The organism is Brachybacterium squillarum M-6-3, assembly GCF_000225825.1.
Lineage (GTDB): Bacteria > Actinomycetota > Actinomycetes > Actinomycetales > Dermabacteraceae > Brachybacterium > Brachybacterium squillarum.
In genome coordinates this window covers 1-17,078 of the sequence record NZ_AGBX01000007.1, presented here as the reverse complement: position 1 = coordinate 17,078, position 17,078 = coordinate 1, and the positions used below count along the sequence as shown (strand labels likewise).

Here is a 17,078-nt window from a genome sequence, read left to right as displayed (position 1 = left end):
TTCAGGCGTCCACGCGCAGCAGCGGCACCCAGCCCTCGGCCGGGGTCAGCGAACCGTGCACGCCGACCATGCGCCGGGCGCCCTCGGGGCGCCGGGAGTAGTCGTCCACCGTGTGCCGGCCGCGGCCGAGCACCAGGACCTCCGGCAGTCGCGCGGCGACCCGCGGGTCGAGCGGCGTGCCCGGCGGGGCCCAGAGTCCCGCGGCGAGGGCCTGCTCCCGCTCCAGCACCAGCGCCCGCTCCCCCAGCAGCTCGCGCAGACCGGCCGCGAGGCCGGGGGCGTACGCGGAGTCGTGCAGGGTGAGCGCGAGGGCGCGGGCCTCCCCCGCGACCACGGCGACCTGCGCGGCCAGCCGCGGGTGCGTGGCGAGGTCGACGGTCACGGCGGGATCGGTGTCGACCATGCCGTGGTCGGCGGTGACGGTGAGGCGGGTGCCGGCGGGCAGGCGCCGCAGCAGGGTGCCGATCAGCGCGTCGACCTCGGCGAGGGCGTCGCGCCAGGCGTCGGAGGCCACGCCGTGCACGTGCCCCGCGTGGTCGACGTCGTCCACGTGCAGGTGCACCAGGCCGTCCGGTCCGGCGCGGCGGGCCGCGATCACCACGGCGTCGGCGCGGTCGTGGCGGCCGTGCGGCTGGAAGTCCCAGCCGCGGTAGGCGACGCGGGAGAGGTGGCTGCCGCGGTGGCGGGCCGGGGCCACCTGGATCGCACGTCGGGCGCCGTCCTCCTGCGGCGTCGGCTCCGGCATCCACGCCTCCGGGCGCACCCGCGGGTCTCCGGTGAGCTGGTTCAGCGCGGTGCGGGTGGCGGGGTCGTGGGTGGTGTAGCCGAGCACGCCGTGGGTGAGCGGCAGGAGTCCCGTGAGCAGGGAGACCATCGCGGTGGCAGTGGTGGCGGGGAAGACCGTGCGGATCGGCGTGATGCGGTCCTCGAGGCGGCGCAGCACCGGGGTGAGGGACCGGTGTGCGGCCAGCAGCTCGCTGCCGAGGCCGTCCAGCAGCAGCACCACGTCGAGGCCCGGAGCGGGCTCGCGCAGCAGGGGGGCGAGCACGTCGAGCTGCGCGGGCCGGACGCCGTCGGCGAAGGGCGGGGGCAGCAGGTCCGCCGGCCAGTCCGGGACGGCGGACGCCCCTCCCGGGGTGGGGTTCACCCGTCGAGCGCGTCGATGGCGTCGATCAGGTGCCCGTGGAAGGCGAGGGCATCGGCCAGGGCCGCCTCGCCGTCGGCCAGGGCGCTGACCCGCAGGGCGAGGTCGGCGGGGGCGACGGTGCCGGTGTAGCCGTGGTCCATCTGGCAGGAGGGGTCCTCGCAGAGCGCCTTCTCCAGGTCCACGCGCTGGGAGCCGTTCCAGGTGATGCCGAGGGTGACCTCGGCCTCGGCGCCCTGCACCTGCCCGTCCTCGGTGTCGAAGGCCTGGGAGAGGCCGGTGCCGGAGATCCGCGCCAGCCGGATCCGCTCGGTGGTGGCGACGACCTGCGAGGGGTTCAGCGCGTCGGCGGGGTCGTCGTCCAGGTGGGTGATGAGCAGGTGGGTGCGGGTGAGCACCAGCACCGTCAGGTGGCGGCGCACCTCCGGCCCGTCGAAGGTGGTCTCGGGACGCACCAGGTAGGCCAGGGGCTCGGCACCGCGCAGGGTGAGCCCGATGGATTGCGTGGCGGTCTGCGGGAAGTACCCCGCGACCTCGAGGTCCGCGATCAGGGAGTCGGGCAGCGTGGTGGTCATTGATCCAGTCTTGCACGACCTCGCCGTGCCTGTCGGCCGCTGCGGCGCGCATGTGAGGTGTGCAGGGCACGCCGAGGGCGAACAAGCCCGGACCTGCACCTTTGCGGGGACTGCGGGCGCCGCATTATCCATCGTGCGGGCCGCCGCAGGCTCAGCTCTCGGCGCTGCCGAGCAGCACCCGGCGGGTGCCGTCGGTGCGGTTGGGCGCGGCCGCGAGGCGGGCCCTGGCCCCCACCACGGTGACGCCCTCGCGGGCCACCAGCACCGGGTACAGCTCGAGGGAGGCGAGCTCGGGGACGTCCTCGGACAGCAGCGCCACCCGCACCACCACGTCGGCGAGCGCGGCCCGGTCCGCGGGCGGCAGGCCGTCCTCGCCGCGCAGCTTCACGGCGGTGGCGGGGGCATCGACCAGGCGGGCGGCCCCCTGCTCGCTGAGCGGGGGGATGGCGTAGGCGATGTCGCCGAGCAGGTCGGTGGCGTCCCCGGCCACGGAGAGGGAGACGACGGGGCCGAGGGAGGGGTCCTCGACGCTGCGCACCACCATCGCGACACCGGCGGGGGCCATCGCCTGCACCTCGGTGCCGGCGGCGGAGAAGGCCAGGTCGCGGCGCATCCCCTGGTAGGCGCGGCGCAGGTCCTCGGGGTCCTCGAGGTCCAGGCGCACCCCGCCGAGGTCGGTGCGGTGGCGCAGGGCCGGGTCGGCGCTCTTGAGGGCCACCGGGTAGCCGAGGCGCTCGGCGGCGGCGAGGGCCTCCTCCTCGTCGGCGACGGGCTCCGCGGGCAGCAGGTCCAGGCCGTAGGCGGCCAGCAGCTCCCGGGTGGCGACGGGGCCCAGCTCGCGGGTCCCGTCCGTGGTGGGGGCGTGCTCCTCCACCAGGGCGCGGGCGGCGGCGCGATCCACGTCCTCCCGCTGCGCGGGCTCGCCGGGGTCGACGGCGGGGCGCAGGGCCGCGCGGAGCATCCCGGCGCCGGCGCGGATCGCGCCGTAGGGGGTGGCGTGCACGGGCGGCAGCGCGGGGTCGGCGCGCACGGCCTCCTGCACGGCCTGCATCCGCTCGTGGGAGGTGATCAGGCACAGCAGCAGCCGCACCTCGCTGTGGCGGGCGACGGTCGCCATCTCCCGCAGCCAGCTCACCGGGTCGCCGCGCAGGGGATCGATGACCCCGGCGATCACGAGGTCGGCGTGGCCGGGGCCGGCGATCGCGGTGAAGGCGCGCTGGACCACCCGGGGGTCGGTGGCCAGGGGCACCGTGCGGTCCTCGAGGGTGATCTGCATGCCGGCCTCGTCGGCGGCGCCGCGCAGGGAGGCGCCGAGGGCGGCGGTGTTGGACAGCAGCGCCACCCGGGGGCCCTCGGGCAGGCCCTGGCGGCCGATGGCGTCGACCACGTCCAGCAGGTGCTTGACGGTGCGGGTGGGGACCACGCCGGCGGAGTCGAGCACCTGGTCCAGGGCGCGGCGGGGCAGGGTGGAGGGCCGCACGTCGTGCCCGGGGGTGCCGGAGACCTCGATGCCGGGCGGGCGCAACACCACCAGCGGGATGCGGCGGGTGAGGCGGCGGGCGATGCGGCTGAACTTGCGGGGGTTGCCCATCGACTCCAGGGAGACGCCGATCGCGCGCACGTGCTCGTCGTCCTCCCAGTGCTGGAGGACGTCGTTGAGGGAGACGTCGGCGCGGTTGCCGACGGCCACGAACTCGTGCAGGGCGGTGCCGCGCTCGTCCACCCCGGCCAGCAGCATCGCGGCGAGGGCGCTGGACTGTCCGGCCAGGGCGATCCGCCCGGTGGCGGGCATGGTGGGGGCCAGCGACACGCTGAGCGGCTCGGGGGCGGTGCGCAGGAAGCCGAAGCTGCCGGGGCCCAGCAGCCGCATGCCGTGGCGGCGCACCCGGGCGACCAGCTCGCGCTGGGCGCGGTGGCCGTCCTCGTCGGCGGTGAAGCCCTCGGTGGGGATCAGCAGGCTGCGCACGCCGATGCGGGCGCAGTCGTCGATGGCCTCGGCCCAGGCGTGCGGGCGCAGGGCCAGTACGGCGAGGTCCACGGGCCCGGGGACGTCGGCGATCCGGGAGTGGGCGGGGCGTCCGCCGAGCTCGAAGGCCTCGCGGGAGACGACGTGGACGCTTCCCTCGTATCCGGAGGACTCCAGCGCCGCGAGCACCCGGCCGCCCGGGGAGTCGGCACGGCTGGAGACGCCGACCAGCAGCACCGATTCCGGGTGCAGCAGGCGCTCCATGGCGCGGGACTCGGCGCGGTGCTCCCGCTCGGCCATCACGGCGCGGGAACGGGCGGTGGGGTCGATCCGGAAGGAGACCATCACCACGCCGTCATCGAGGTGGCGGTGCACCTCGAAGCCGGCGTCGGTGAAGACGTTGATCATCTTGGTGTTCTGCGGCAGCACCTCGGCGGTGAAGGTGGAGATGCCGTGCTCGCGGGCGGCGGCGGCGAGGTGCTCGAGCAGCACGGAGCCCAGGCCCGTGCCCTGGCGGGCGTCGGAGACGTTGAAGGCGACCTCGGCCTCGTGCTCCCCGGTGCGGTCGTAGCGGCCGATGGCGAGGATCTCCTCCCCCACCAGCACCACGAAGGCCACCCGGTCGCGATGGTCCACCGTGGTGAATCGTGCCAGGTCACGCGGGGAGAGCCGCGGCATGGGGGCGAAGAAGCGCAGGTAGCGGGAGCGCTCGGACTGGCGCTCGTGGAAGCGCTCGACGGCGGGGGCGTCGCCGGGCAGGATCGGCCGCAGGTGGGCGGCGGAGCCGTCCCGCAGGGCGATGTCGGCCTCCCAGTGCGCCGGGTACGGGGCCGGTTCCTCGGCGGTCTCGCGCCGTCTGCTGCGTGCTCCGGGGTGCCTCTCCGCCATGACCGGATCCTATCCGGCGGCCCCGGCACGGGTGGGGGACGGTGGTCGATCCCGCATCCCCGCGGGGGCGGTGAGCGGGGGCGCCTCCCGGCATCGGGGCCGGTCATGGGCCATGATGTCCCCCATGGCCCGATCGCGCAGCACTCCCGCACGCCCTGGTGACGAGCCCGTCGAGGAGACGATCGTCGACATCGACGTCACCAGCGAGATGGAGACCTCGTTCCTGGAGTACGCCTACTCGGTGATCTACTCCCGGGCGCTGCCCGACGCCCGCGACGGCCTCAAGCCCGTCCAGCGCCGCATCCTGTACATGATGGCCGACATGGGGCTGCGGCCCGACCGCGGCCACGTGAAGAGCCAGCGCGTGGTGGGCGAGGTCATGGGCAAGCTCCACCCCCACGGCGACACCGCGATCTACGACGCCCTGGTGCGCATGGCGCAGGACTTCACGATGCGCCTGCCGCTGGTGGACGGCCACGGCAACTTCGGCTCCCTGGACAACGGCCCCGCCGCCCCCCGGTACACGGAGGCCCGCCCCGCCCCGGCGGCGCTGCTGATGACCTCCTCGCTGGACGAGGACGTGGTCGACGAGGTCCCCAACTACGACAACCAGCTCACCCAGCCCGAGGTGCTGCCCGCGCAGTACCCGAACCTGCTGGTGAACGGCGCCTCCGGCATCGCGGTGGGCATGGCCACGAACATGGCCCCGCACAACCTGGTCGAGACCATCGCGGCGGCCCGCCACCTCATCGAGCACCCGGACGCCGAGCTGGAGGCGCTGATGCGCCTGGTGCCGGGGCCGGACCTGCCTTCGGGCGGCCGCATCATCGGCCTGGACGGCGTCCGCGACGCCTACCGCACCGGCCGCGGCTCCTTCCGCATGCGCGCCACCACCCGCATCGAGAGCGTGACCAGCCGCAAGAAGGGCATCGTGGTCACGGAGCTGCCCTACCTGGTGGGCCCCGAGAAGGTCGCCGAGAAGCTGCGCGACGCGGTGCAGGCCAAGAAGGTCCAAGGCATCACCGACTACCAGGACCTCACCGACCGCCGCCATGGGCTGCGCCTGGTGCTCACCGTGAAGTCGGGCTTCGACCCCGAGGCGGTGCTGGAGCAGCTCTACAAGCACACCCCGCTGGAGGAGTCCTTCGGCATCAACAACGTGGCCCTGGTGGAGGGCCAGCCCCGCACCATGGGGCTCAAGCAGCTGCTGGAGGTGTTCGTCGCCCACCGCCTGGACGTGGTGCGCCGCCGCACCGAGCACCGCCTGCGCCGCCGCACCGACCGGCTGCACCTGGTGGAGGGCCTGCTGCTGGCGATCCTGGACATCGACGAGGTCATCCAGATCGTCCGCACCAGCGACGACGCCGAATCGGCCCGCACCCGGCTGATGCAGGTCTTCGACCTCACCCAGGTGCAGGCCGAGTACATCCTGGAGCTGCGCCTGCGCCGCCTGACGAGGTTCTCCCAGGTGGAGCTCGAGGGCGAGCGCGACGAGCTGCGCGCCGAGATCGAGCGCCTGCAGGAGATCCTCGGCTCCGAGGAGGTGCTGCGCGCCCTGGTCTCCGAGGAGCTGGCGCAGGTCGCCGCCCAGCACGGCACCTCCCGCCGCACCGTGCTGCTGGAGGCCGCCGAGCAGCCCGTGGCCGCCGCCGGCGGCTCCCTCGAGGTGCCCGACGAGCCCTGCGGCGTGCTGCTGACCGGCACCGGGCTGGTGGCCCGCGCCGCCGGTGAGGAGAAGACCCTGCGGGAGGGGCCCCGCGCCTCGCACGACGTGATCGTCTCCGAGGTGCGCAGCACCACCCGCTCCACCGTCGGCGTGGTCACCGACCGCGGCCGCGTGCTGCACCTGTCCGTGGTCGAGCTGCCCGCCCTCGCCCCCACCGCGGGGGCGCCCTCGCTGGCGGGCGGGGCGCGCCTGGCGGACCTGGTGGACCTCGCCACGGACGAGCGCCCGGTGGCGCTGATCCGGGTGGCCGCGGCGGACGTGGAGCGGGGCGGCGCGATCGCGCTGGGAACCCGGCAGGGTGTCGTCAAGCGGGTCCAGCTGGACTTCCCCCGCACCGACGGCTTCGAGATCGTCTCCCTCAAGGACGGTGACGCCGTCGTGGGCGCCGTGGACCTCGAGCACGACGAGGACCTGGACCTGGTGTTCGTCACCTCCGACGCGCAGCTGCTGCACTTCCCCGCCTCCGGGGTGCGTCCCCAGGGCCGCGGGGCCGGCGGCGTGGCGGGCGTGAAGCTGGCCGCGGGCGCCGAGGTGATCTCCTTCGGCGCGATCGACGTGACCGCCCCGGCGGACGTCGTCACCGTGGCGGGCTCCTCGGCGACGCTGCCGCTGCTGCAGACCGGCTCCCTGAAGGTCTCGGCGCTCACCGAGTTCCCGGCCAAGGGCCGCGCCACCGGCGGCATGCGCTGCCACCGCTTCCTGCGCGGCGAGGAGGTCCTGATCGGCGCCTGGGTGGTGCCGCATCCGGCCCGCGCCTGCTCCGAGGCCGGGCAGCCGATCGACCTGCCCGCCCCGGTGGGACGCCGCGACGGCTCGGGCACCCCGGTGTCGGTGCCGATCGCCGCGGTCGGCTGACCCCCCGGCCGACCCCGGGGCGGCCGTGCCCCGGGAGCCGCCGCGTGGCACGATGAGGCCATGAGCACCGCAGCCGCCGCCCGTCCCGTGCCCGCCCTGCCCGAGGGGGTGCGCCTCGGCGAGGACCACGGCGCCCCGGCCGTGCTGGTGGACACCCCGGCGGCCCGCGCGGTGGTGCACCTGCACGGCGCGCACCTGAGCTCCTGGGCGCCGGCGGGCGCCGAGGAGGTGCTGTTCCTCTCCCCCACCTCGTCCTTCGGCGAGGGCGCGGCGATCCGCGGCGGCGTGCCGCTGGTGGGTCCTTGGTTCGGGCCGGGACGGCACGGCGACCGCCCGACCAAGCACGGCTGGCTGCGCGACGTCCGCTGGGACCTCGTCGAGGCGGGCGCGGAGGACGGGGACGTGCTGCTGACCCTCGCCTCCCCCGCCGCCCGCACCGAACTGGGCGCGACCCTGCGGCTGCGCCTGGGCGCCGAGCTCTCCCTGGACCTGGAGCTCACCGCCGGGGAGGAGGCCCTGCCCGACGTGGAGGCGGCCCTGCACACCTACCTCGCGCTCGCCGACGTCCGCGAGGCCCGGATCGAGGGCCTCGGCGGCGCCGACTACCTCGACAACACCCGCGGCCTGGCGCCGGCCACCCTGCCGGAGGGGCCGTTGCGTCTGAGCGGCCCCACCGACCGCGTGATCACCGCCGACACCGCGGTGCGGGTGGTCGACGAGAAGGCCGGGCGCACCATCGTCTCCACGCCGCGCGGCACCGCCCGCACGGTGGTGTGGAACCCCTGGGGCGAGGGCGCCGCCGGCATGGACGACCTGCCGGACGACGCCTGGCCCGGATTCGTCTGCGTCGAGCCGGCCGTCGCCAAGGAGGCCGCCGTGGACCTCGCCCCCGGCGCGTCCGTGGCCCTCGGCGTCACCTACCGCCTCGAGCGCTGAGCGCGAGGGCCGCGGACGCCTCCCCGCGGCACCGCCCGGAAAGAGAGTGGACCGCGGGGGTCTGCGCCTGATCGGGTAGGGGCATGACGTACCCCACCGCCCCGCAGCCCACCCCGTCGCCGATCGCCGCGACCGGCGCGCCGCCCGGCGGCCGCTCGGGGACCACTGTGCTCCCGGTTGTCGACGGTCCCTCGGGCATCGACGGCCGAGCTCCGGGCCGGGTCGCGCCCGCCGCCCCGGCGCCGCGCCCCTCGACGTCCCGAGGTCGCTGACCGGGCCCACCGCCCGGTGCTGCGGACACCGCGGCCGCTGACCCCTCCCCCGCCGACGACGCCCCGACCGGGCGTCCTCCCCGGCGCACCCCCCGGCGTGCCCGGGAGTCCGCGCGGCGGGAGCAGGCGGCCCGCGAGCAGCGCGAGCAGTCGGAGCGTCGGCACCTGCAGGCGCTGCTGCTCTCCGCCCTCGACCGCCGGATGTGGTGAGGCACGGGGCCGCCCGCCGCCGAGGCGACGGGCGGCCCCGTCCCCCGTCGGAGGCTCAGGCGCCCGCGGGTGCCTGAGCGGCCACGGCGGCGGCGAGGTCCGCGCCGAGGGCGGGGGCCATGCCGAGGATGCGCTGGCAGCTCTCCAGGTGCCAGACCCGCAGGGTCTCGTTGAGGTTCCCGGCCAGCAGCGGTCCGGCCACGAACACCCCGGGCGCGGCCCGGTGGTGGGCGTCCACGGCCAGGCCGCCGCGGGAGGCGTTCGCGGTGACCAGCTCCTGATCGAGCAGGGCCCGCAGGAAGGGGTCGTCGGTGTCGTCGAGGGTCTGGAAGCCGGCGCAGTTCACGACGACCGCATAGCGGTCCGGCAACGGCGCGTCCTGCTCGTCGGCGCGGACAGTGACCTGCCAGCCCTCGGGGGTGTCGGCGGCGGCGTAACGGCCGGGGATCACCTCGAGGCGGCCCTCCCGCAGCCAGCGGTCGGCGACGCGCTGGTAGTCGCCGCCGGTGGGGCGGGAGTAGCGGTTGATGAGGTTGCCCTCGCGGGTCACGTAGGACTGCTGCTCCTCCCACGACAGCCGGTCCAGCAGCCCCCCGGCCAGGCGCTTCAGCTCGGGCACGGTGTCCTGCTCGGCGTAACCCTCGGCGAGGGCGGCCTCGACGTCGGCGGCGACGGCCTGCAGCATTCCCGCGGCGGTGAGCTCCGTCTCGGGCCCCTGTGCGGCGTAGGCGGCGAGGTGGATCGAGCGGTACTCCTCGCGGCGGTCGGGACGGATGGTCCAGGTGTTCGGGGTGCCGCGCGGGGTGAGGACGCGCAGGGCGCCGAGCCGCGGCTCGAGGTCCTCGGCGCGGTGCAGGGAGTGGAGCAGCTCGAGGGCGTCGGCGCTGGCCCCGACCACCAGCAGGTCGCGGGAGGCGCCGTCGGGCAGCCCGGACAGGGTCTCACGGAGCTGGTCGACGAGCGCGTCCATGCTCTCGGCGTGGGAGTCCTCCACGAACACCCCCGTCGAGCCGGGGCCGATGCTGTGCGGCAGGGTCTGCTTCGGCGGGCTGCCGAGGGCCAGCAGCACGGAACGAGCCTCCACCTCGACGGCGCCGTCCTCGCTCCGCACGGTCAGCCGCCAGCCGCCGTCCTCCGCGCGGTCCAGGGCCCGTGCCTCCCCGCGCACCGTGGCGACCTCTGCGCCGGGGGTGGCGGCGATCCGTGCCCGGGTGTGCTCGGCCAGGAAGCGGCCGAACAGGCGGCGCGGGAGGTACAGGTGCTCGAGACGGTCCTCGCGGAGGTCCTCGGCGTGGTCGGAGACCCAGCCGGTGGAGATGCCGAGGTCCGGGTCCGCGGCGAGGATCTGCTCCCGGTGCGCGCGCAGCCAGTCCCGGAACTCGTCGCGCAGCGCGTCGGTGAGGAACTCGTCCAGGCCGGTGACGATGAGGGAGGCGGAGCCGGAGCGCTCGCCGTAGGGCAGGCCCGCGTACAGGTCCTCGCTGCGCTCCACCACGGTCACGCGGAGGCGCTCGCGGCCGGTGCGGCCCTCCCGGTGCTGCTCCAGCAGCTCCAGCAGGGCGGAGGTGCCGGCGATCCCGGCACCCACGATCACCAGGTCGTCCGGCGGGGCGGGATTCTGCGGGGCGGCGGTGGGCATCGGATTCTCGTTCCGAGCGGGGAGGGGGACGCCCGCCAGCCTAGCCCCGATCGCCCGGGATGTCGGACTCCGGTCCCGGGGGAGAGGGCCCTCACGTGCCCCGGCAGCGCCCGCCGGCCCTCACCGGGACGCAGGTCCTCAGCGGACGGGGATCCCCTCGGCGGCCATCGCGGCCTTCGCCTCGGGCACGGAGATGGTGCCGAAATGGAAGACGCTCGCGGCGAGGACCGCGTCGGCCCCGGCGTGCACGGCGGGTGCGAAGTGCTCGGGCCGGCCGGCGCCGCCCGAGGCGATCAGCGGCACCGTGGTGGCGGCGCGGGCCTGCTCGATGAGCTCCAGGTCGAAGCCGCGCTCGGTGCCGTCGGCGTCCATCGCGTTCAGCAGGATCTCGCCGGCGCCGCGGTCGCTGACCTCGCGGATCCAGGCGATCGCGTCGATGCCGGTGCCGCGGCGGCCGCCGTGGGTGGTGACCTCGAATCCCGAGCCGGAGCGGGCGCTGCCCTCGGGGGTGTCGGTGGTGACGCGGCGGGCGTCGATGGACATCACCAGCACCTGGTTGCCGAAGTGGTGGGCGATCTCGTCGACCAGCTCGGGGCGGGCGATGGCGGCGGTGTTGACCCCGCACTTGTCGGCGCCCGCGCGCAGCAGCTGGTCGACGTCGGCCACGGAGCGCACCCCGCCGCCGACGGTCAGCGGGATGAAGATCTGGTCGGCCGCGGCGCGCACCACGTCGATCATGGTGTCCCGGCCGCCGGAGGAGGCGGTGACATCGAGGAAGGTGAGCTCGTCGGCGCCCTCGGCGCCGTAGCGGGCGGCGAGCTCCACCGGGTCCCCTGCGTCGCGCAGGCCCTGGAAGTTCACGCCCTTGACGACGCGCCCCGCGTCCACGTCCAGGCAGGGGATGACCCTGACAGCCACGCTCATGCGTCGATCCTCTCGCGGTCCAGTTCCTCGGCGCCCTCGATGATGAACTGCTTGCGCGGGGCCACCTCGGAGCCCATCAGCAGCTCGAACATGGCGCTGGCGGCCTCGGCGTCCTCGATGCGCACCCGGCGCAGCATCCGCTGGGCGGGGTCCATGGTGGTGTCGGCCAGCTGGTCGGCGTCCATCTCGCCGAGGCCTTTGTAGCGCTGGATGGGTTCCTTGTAGCGCTTGCCGCGGCGCGCGAGGTTCTTCAGCAGCTTGGTCAGCTCGACCTCGGAGTAGGTGTAGACCAGCTCGTTCTTCTTCGCGCCGCCGTGGATGATCTCCACCCGGTGCAGCGGCGGCACCGCGGCGTAGACCCGGCCGGCCTCGACCAGGGGCCGCATGTAGCGGTGGAAGAGGGTGAGCATGAGGGTGCGGATGTGGGCGCCGTCGACGTCGGCGTCGGTCATCATGATGACCTTGCCGTAGCGGGCGGCCTCGAGGTCGAAGGTGCGGCCGGAGCCGGCGCCGATCACCTGGATGATGTTCGCGCACTCGGCGTTCTTCAGCATGTCGGTGACCGAGGCCTTCTGCACGTTGAGGATCTTCCCACGCAGGGGCAGCAGGGCCTGGAACTCGGAGTTGCGGGCGTTCTTCGCGGTGCCGAGCGCGCTGTCGCCCTCGACCAGGAACAGCTCGGAGCGCTCGACGTCGCTGGAGCGGCAGTCGGCCAGCTTGGTCGGCATGGTGGAGGACTCCAGCGCGTTCTTGCGGCGCGAGACCTCCTTGTGCATGCGGGCGGCGATGCGGGCGCGCATCTCGGAGACGACCTTGTCGATGACCAGGGATGCCTGCTCCTTCTCGCCCTTCTTGGTGGAGGCCAGCACCTCGGTGAGACGCTCCTCGACGACCTTGGCGACGATGGCGCGGATCGGCGGGGTGCCCAGCACCTCCTTGGTCTGGCCCTCGAACTGCGGTTCGTCGATGCGGACGCTGACCACGGCGGTGAGGCCGGCCAGGGTGTCGTCCTTCTCGATCTTCTCGTTCTTGGCGTTGAACTTGACCCGGCGCGCATGGTTCTCGACCTGCTTGCGCAGGGTCTTCACCAGGGCCTGCTCGAAGCCGCTGACGTGGGTGCCGCCCTTGGGGGTGGCCACGATGTTCACGAAGCTGCGCAGGGTGGTGTCGTAGTCGGCGCCCCAGCGCAGCGCGATGTCGACCTCGCAGGAGCGGCTGACCTCGGTGGAGACCATGTGGCCGTTCTTGTCGAGCACCGGCACCTGCTCGGTGTAGTCGCCGCTGCCCTGCAGACGGATCACATCGGTGATGCGCTCGTCCTGGGCCAGGTACTCGACGAACTCGGAGATGCCGCCGTCGTAACGGTACGTCCGGGTGGCGGGCTGGTCGGGGACGGCCTCCGGGCGGTGGTCGGTGATCGCGATCTCGAGGCCGGGCACCAGGAAGGCGGTCTGGCGGGCGCGGCGGGTGAGGTCGTCCAGGGAGAAGTGGGAGCCCTTGATGAAGATCTGCGGGTCCGCCCAGTAGCGCACGCGGGTGCCGGTGACGCCGCGCTTGGCCTTGCCGACCACGCGCAGCTCGGCCGGGCCTTCGGCCGGGGTGAAGGGAGCCTCGGGGTCGGGACCCTCGGCGGGATCGGCGAAGACGCCGGCCTGACCGCGGTGGAAGCTCATCGCGTAGGTCTTGCCGGCACGGTCCACCTCGACGTCCAGGCGAGCCGAGAGGGCATTGACGACGCTCGCGCCGACGCCGTGCAGGCCGCCGGAGGCCGCGTAGGAACCGCCGCCGAACTTCCCGCCCGCGTGGAGCTTGGTGTAGACCACCTCGACGCCGGTCAGGCCGGTGCGGGGCTCGACGTCCACGGGCACGCCGCGGCCGGTGTCGCGCACCTCGACGGAGCCGTCGGGGTGCAGCACCACCTGGATGGAGGAGCCGTTGCCCCCGAGGGCCTCGTCGACCGCGTTGTCGAGGATCTCCCACAGGCAGTGCATGAGGCCGCGGGAGTCGGTCGAGCCGATGTACATGCCGGGGCGCTTGCGCACCGCCTCGAGGCCCTCGAGGACCTGGAGGTTGCGGGCGTCGTAGGCGGCCTGCGCGGCCTTCGGGGCTGTGGAGGAGGGGGACACGCCCTGGATCCTACGTGCCCGGGCACGGCGATCGCGGGAGGCGGCGGCCCTGCTCGCCGGGGGCGGAACGCGCCGTGAGCGGCGCCTCAGCGTCCTCCGTGGTCGTTGCGCCCCTGGCGAACCGCGCCACGCATCCCTGCCCGTGCGCGCCACGGGGTGCTAGAAAAGGACCCATGAACCTCACTCTGGAAGCCCCCCGCCTGTCGGCCAAGGACCGCTGCGACCGCTGCGGCGCCCAGGCCTACGTCAAGGTGGTGCTGCAGGCCGGTGGCGAGCTGCTGTTCTGTGCGCACCATGCCCGCGCCCACGGCGATGCCCTCAAGGACATCGCCGCCGAGGTGATCGACGAGACCGAGCGCCTGCACGCGAAGCCGGAGCCGGTCGAGGACTGATCTCCTCCCCACGACCCCGACGGGGGCGCCCACCGATCCGGTGGGCGCCCCCGTCCCGCGTTTCGGCACTCGTCGACGCCGACGCGACATGAGAACGGCGCCGGTCCCCTTGCGGGGGCCGGCGCCGTTCGTCGTTGACTGGTGCGGGGTCAGCCGCTGTCAGTCGAGGTAGTCCCGCAGCACCTGGGAGCGGGAGGGGTGGCGCAGCTTCGACATGGTCTTCGACTCGATCTGGCGGATCCGCTCACGGGTCACGCCGTAGACCTTGCCGATCTCGTCGAGGGTCTTGGGTTGGCCATCCTCGAGGCCGAAGCGCATGGAGACCACCCCGGCCTCGCGCTCGGAGAGGGTGTCCAGCACGGAGTGCAGCTGCTCCTGCAGCAGGGTGAAGCTCACCGCGTCGGCGGGCACCACGGCCTCGGAGTCCTCGATGAGGTCGCCGAACTCGCTGTCGCCGTCCTCGCCCAGCGGGGTGTGCAGGGAGATCGGCTCGCGGCCGTACTTCTGGACCTCGACGACCTTCTCGGGCGTCATGTCCAGCTCCTTGGCCAGCTCCTCCGGGGTGGGCTCGCGGCCCAGGTCCTGGAGCATCTGGCGCTGCACGCGGGCCAGCTTGTTGATGACCTCGACCATGTGCACGGGGATGCGGATGGTGCGGGCCTGGTCCGCCATGGCGCGGGTGATGGCCTGACGGATCCACCAGGTGGCGTAGGTGGAGAACTTGTAGCCCTTGGAATAGTCGAACTTCTCCACGGCACGGATCAGGCCCAGGTTGCCCTCCTGGATCAGGTCCAGGAACAGCATGCCGCGGCCGGTGTAGCGCTTGGCCAGGGAGACCACGAGGCGGAGGTTGGCCTCCAGCAGGTGGTCCTTGGCCGCGCGGCCGTCCTCGACGATCATGGCGAGCTCGCGGCCGGGCTTGGTGCGCACGATCGACTCGTCGCGCTTGAGCTTCTGCTCGGCGTACAGGCCGGCCTCGATGCGCTCGGCGAGCTCGACCTCCTGGGCGGCGTTCAGCAGCGCCACCTTGCCGATCTGCTTGAGGTAGTCCTTGACGGGGTCCGCGGTGGCGCCGGCGGTGACGACCTGCTGGGCAGGGGCGTCGTCGTCGGAGGAGGTGAAGACGAAGCCGCCGGAGTCCTCGGCCTTCTCGTCGGCCTCGGCCTTCTCCTGCGGGGTCTCGGCCTCGGCGGCGGAGGTCTTCTCGTCCTCGGCGTCGTCCTCGGGCTCCTCGCCCTCCTCCGACTCCGCGGCGTCCTCCGGCTTCTCGTCCGCGGCGCCCTTGCGGGCCGTGGTCGCGGCCTTCTTCTTCGCGGTGCTCTTGGAGCGGGTGGTCTTCTTGGCGGGCTCGGCGTCCTCGGCGGGCGCGAGCTCCTCCACGGCGTCCTCGGCGGGCGCCGTGGCGGCGGCCTTCTTCGTCGTCCGGCGCGATGCGGGCTTCCGGGCGGCGGAGGTCTTCGTGGTGGAGGCCGTCTCGGCACCCTCCGCGGTGGCGGTGGGGTCGACGACGGTCTCAGCGGTCTTGGAGGAGGTCACAGAGTTCCTTCTTCCGGCGGCACCCCTGGTGGAGGCGCCGACACACTCGGGTGGTCGGTCTTCTCGGTGCGGCTGACGGATCTCGGTGCCTCACCTGGATTCCGGTCCCCAACGGTGAGATGGCGCACGAAGGCACGGTGCCGTCAAGCCTCACCAGTGTAACGCCCCGCGGGAGCAGGTATTCCCAGGGCCGCCGATCGGACGGATCGCGTCCGGGGCCGCCGGGGATCGATGGCGCTCAGGCGTCGGCGGCGACGGCCGGGATGGTGCCCGAGGTGGAGGTCGAGGTGTCCTTCACGGTCAGCACCGGACAGGGGGCGCCGAGCACGAGCCGACGGGCGGAGGCGCCCAGGTTGAGTTTGCCGATCGGGGACTTGCGGCGCAGGCCGATCACGATCACCGAGGCGGCGGACTCCTCGGCGACAGTCACCAGGAACTCGCCGATGTCCTCGTGCTCGGCGGCGGTGCGCACCTGGGCGCGCAGCTCCGCTCCCCCGGCGGCGGCGAGCGCCGTCTGCACGGCCTCGGCGGAGGCCACGGAGGGGCCGTGCTCGGGGTCGTTGTAGGGGTGCGAGGCGATCAGCAGGTCCTGGCGGCGGCGGCCGGCCTCCCGCACCGCCGAGCGCAGAGCCGCATCGCCCTGTCCGGACGGCGAGTACCCCACCACGATCGTCATCGGCGACCCTCCTTCGCGCGCACGTCCCGCGCTCTGCCGGGTCTCCGGTGCGCGGGCGGCCACAGCCTAGCCCGCCAGCAGGTCCCCGATCCACTCCCGCATCCCCGGGTGGGCGAGCAGGAAGGCGTCGTGGCCGATCGGGGAGCTGGCCAGGCGCCAGGTGGCGCCGGGGACGTGGGTGGCCATCTCGGCGACCAGATCCGGCGGGAACAGCCGGTCGCTGTCGATGGCGACGACGAGGGTGCGGGCGCGGACCGTGGCCAGGGCAGCGGCGGTCCCCCCGCGGCCGCGGCCGACGTCGTGGGTGTTCATGGCATGCGCCAGCACCAGGTAGGAGTTGGCGTCGAAGCGGCGACAGAGCTTGGCGGCGTGGTGGTCGAGGTAGCTGGTGACCTGGTGGCGGCCCTGCGCCCCGAGGGGGTCCTCGCCGTCCTGGGGGAGGTTGGAGAACCGCGCCTCCAGCTCGGCGGCCGTGCGGTAGGTGGTGTGGGCGACGCGGCGGGCGGTGCCGAGGCCGCGGTGGGGCCCCTCCCCCGCCGGCAGGTCGTAGTAGTCGCCGCCCGCGAAGCCGGGGTCGTCGCGGATCGCGGCGATCTGCACGGAGTTCCAGGCGATCTGGTCGGCGCTGGCCCGGGCGGAGGTGGCGATGACGGCCAGGCGCTCCACCCGTTCGGGGTGGGAGGCCGCCCATTCGACGGCGCGCATCCCGCCCATGGAGCCGCCGATCACGAGGGCCAGGCGCTTGATGCCGAGGGCGTCGCACAGGGCGCGCTCGGCCTCGACCTGGTCCCGCACCGTGAGAGAGGGGAAGCGGGAGCCGTAGGGGGCGCCGTCGGGGGCCGGCGAGCTGGGGCCGGTGGAGCCCTGGCAGCCACCCAGCACGTTGGGGGCGATCACGCACCAGCGCGCGGTGTCGATGGGGCGGCCGGGGCCGATCAGGTCCTCCCACCAGCCGGCGCTGGGGTGGGAGGCGTCCTGAGCACCGAGCACGTGGGAGTCGCCGGTGAGGGCGTGCAGCACCAGCACGACGTTGGAGCGGTCCGGGGCGAGCTCGCCCCAGGTCTCGTAGGCCAGGGTGACCTCGGGCAGCTCGGCGCCGGATTCGAGGGTGCGCGGTCCGAGCTCGGCGAAGCGGCGGTTCCCGGCTCCGCGGCCGGGATGCCAGGCGCCGCTGGCCGGGCAGGGGGCGGTGGGGGCGGGGCCCCCGGGGGGC

At 74.3% G+C, this 17,078-nt stretch carries 12 protein-coding genes; 3 read left to right on the top strand and 9 right to left on the bottom strand.

What is annotated here, in order from left to right:
• Position 1: 1 nt before the first annotated feature.
• From OM98_RS15895 to OM98_RS09630, 3 genes are all read right to left on the bottom strand, one after another.
• Complete coding sequence (locus OM98_RS15895) at positions 2-1,147, bottom strand: alkaline phosphatase family protein (RefSeq protein ID WP_010534413.1); 1,146 nt, start codon at positions 1,145-1,147, stop codon at positions 2-4.
• The gene (locus tag OM98_RS15890) at positions 1,144-1,719 is read right to left on the bottom strand and encodes a DUF5998 family protein (protein WP_010534412.1); all 576 of its coding nucleotides are present in this window, start codon (positions 1,717-1,719) and stop codon (positions 1,144-1,146) included. The genes OM98_RS15895 and OM98_RS15890 overlap by 4 nt, the downstream gene beginning before the upstream one ends.
• Before the next feature lie 151 nt (positions 1,720-1,870).
• The gene (locus tag OM98_RS09630; RefSeq protein WP_010534411.1) at positions 1,871-4,573 is read right to left on the bottom strand and encodes a bifunctional acetate--CoA ligase family protein/GNAT family N-acetyltransferase; all 2,703 of its coding nucleotides are present in this window, start codon (positions 4,571-4,573) and stop codon (positions 1,871-1,873) included.
• A 124-nt stretch (positions 4,574-4,697) separates the two neighbouring features.
• On the opposite strand from OM98_RS09630, the gene OM98_RS09625 reads away from it, so the two are divergent.
• A complete protein-coding gene (locus OM98_RS09625) occupies positions 4,698-7,154 on the top strand; it encodes a DNA gyrase/topoisomerase IV subunit A (RefSeq protein ID WP_010534410.1) in 2,457 nt (818 codons plus the stop codon).
• A 60-nt stretch (positions 7,155-7,214) separates the two neighbouring features.
• On the top strand, positions 7,215-8,090 hold the full coding sequence (locus OM98_RS09620) for a D-hexose-6-phosphate mutarotase (protein ID WP_010534409.1): 876 nt from the start codon (positions 7,215-7,217) through the stop codon (positions 8,088-8,090).
• A 537-nt stretch (positions 8,091-8,627) separates the two neighbouring features.
• Here OM98_RS09620 and OM98_RS09615 read toward each other — a convergent pair.
• From OM98_RS09615 to OM98_RS09605, 3 genes are all read right to left on the bottom strand, one after another.
• Positions 8,628-10,211 (bottom strand): FAD/NAD(P)-binding protein, encoded by a 1,584-nt coding sequence (locus tag OM98_RS09615; RefSeq protein ID WP_010534408.1) that lies wholly within the window; start codon positions 10,209-10,211, stop codon positions 8,628-8,630.
• Positions 10,212-10,349: 138 nt separating this feature from the next.
• A complete protein-coding gene (gene hisF / locus OM98_RS09610; protein ID WP_010534407.1) occupies positions 10,350-11,135 on the bottom strand; it encodes an imidazole glycerol phosphate synthase subunit HisF in 786 nt (261 codons plus the stop codon).
• Positions 11,132-13,261, bottom strand: coding sequence for a DNA gyrase/topoisomerase IV subunit B (locus OM98_RS09605; protein ID WP_010534406.1), 2,130 nt, complete (start codon positions 13,259-13,261; stop codon positions 11,132-11,134). Before OM98_RS09605 ends, hisF begins: the two co-directional genes overlap by 4 nt.
• 173 nt (positions 13,262-13,434) lie before the next feature.
• Here OM98_RS09605 and OM98_RS09600 point away from each other — a divergent pair, with 173 nt between their 5' ends.
• Positions 13,435-13,653 carry a DUF7455 domain-containing protein gene (locus tag OM98_RS09600; protein ID WP_010534405.1) on the top strand — a complete coding sequence of 73 codons (219 nt, stop codon included), beginning with the start codon at positions 13,435-13,437 and terminating at the stop codon, positions 13,651-13,653.
• Positions 13,654-13,812: 159 nt separating this feature from the next.
• Here the strand turns inward: OM98_RS09600 and OM98_RS09595 are convergent, their stop codons facing one another.
• The 3 genes from OM98_RS09595 to metX all read right to left on the bottom strand — a co-directional run.
• The gene (locus OM98_RS09595; RefSeq protein ID WP_010534404.1) at positions 13,813-15,189 is read right to left on the bottom strand and encodes an RNA polymerase sigma factor; all 1,377 of its coding nucleotides are present in this window, start codon (positions 15,187-15,189) and stop codon (positions 13,813-13,815) included.
• A 238-nt stretch (positions 15,190-15,427) separates the two neighbouring features.
• A complete protein-coding gene (locus tag OM98_RS09590; RefSeq protein WP_010534403.1) occupies positions 15,428-15,865 on the bottom strand; it encodes a universal stress protein in 438 nt (145 codons plus the stop codon).
• Positions 15,866-15,931: 66 nt separating this feature from the next.
• A partial coding sequence (gene metX, locus OM98_RS09585; RefSeq protein WP_010534402.1) for a homoserine O-acetyltransferase MetX occupies positions 15,932-17,078 on the bottom strand: 1,147 nt, incomplete at its 5' end.

Bases quoted from the DNA above. Each gene is read 5' to 3' on its own strand.
- OM98_RS09615 (WP_010534408.1), bottom strand. From the start codon at position 10,211: ATGCCCACCGCCGCCCCGCAGAATCCCGCCCCGCCGGACGACCTGGTG.
- OM98_RS09590 (WP_010534403.1), bottom strand. From the start codon at position 15,865: ATGACGATCGTGGTGGGGTACTCGCCGTCCGGACAGGGCGATGCGGCT.
- OM98_RS09630 (WP_010534411.1), bottom strand. From the start codon at position 4,573: ATGGCGGAGAGGCACCCCGGAGCACGCAGCAGACGGCGCGAGACCGCC.
- OM98_RS15890 (WP_010534412.1), bottom strand. From the start codon at position 1,719: ATGACCACCACGCTGCCCGACTCCCTGATCGCGGACCTCGAGGTCGCG.
- OM98_RS09600 (WP_010534405.1), top strand. From the start codon at position 13,435: ATGAACCTCACTCTGGAAGCCCCCCGCCTGTCGGCCAAGGACCGCTGC.
- hisF (WP_010534407.1), bottom strand. From the start codon at position 11,135: ATGAGCGTGGCTGTCAGGGTCATCCCCTGCCTGGACGTGGACGCGGGG.
- OM98_RS09620 (WP_010534409.1), top strand. From the start codon at position 7,215: ATGAGCACCGCAGCCGCCGCCCGTCCCGTGCCCGCCCTGCCCGAGGGG.
- OM98_RS09625 (WP_010534410.1), top strand. From the start codon at position 4,698: ATGGCCCGATCGCGCAGCACTCCCGCACGCCCTGGTGACGAGCCCGTC.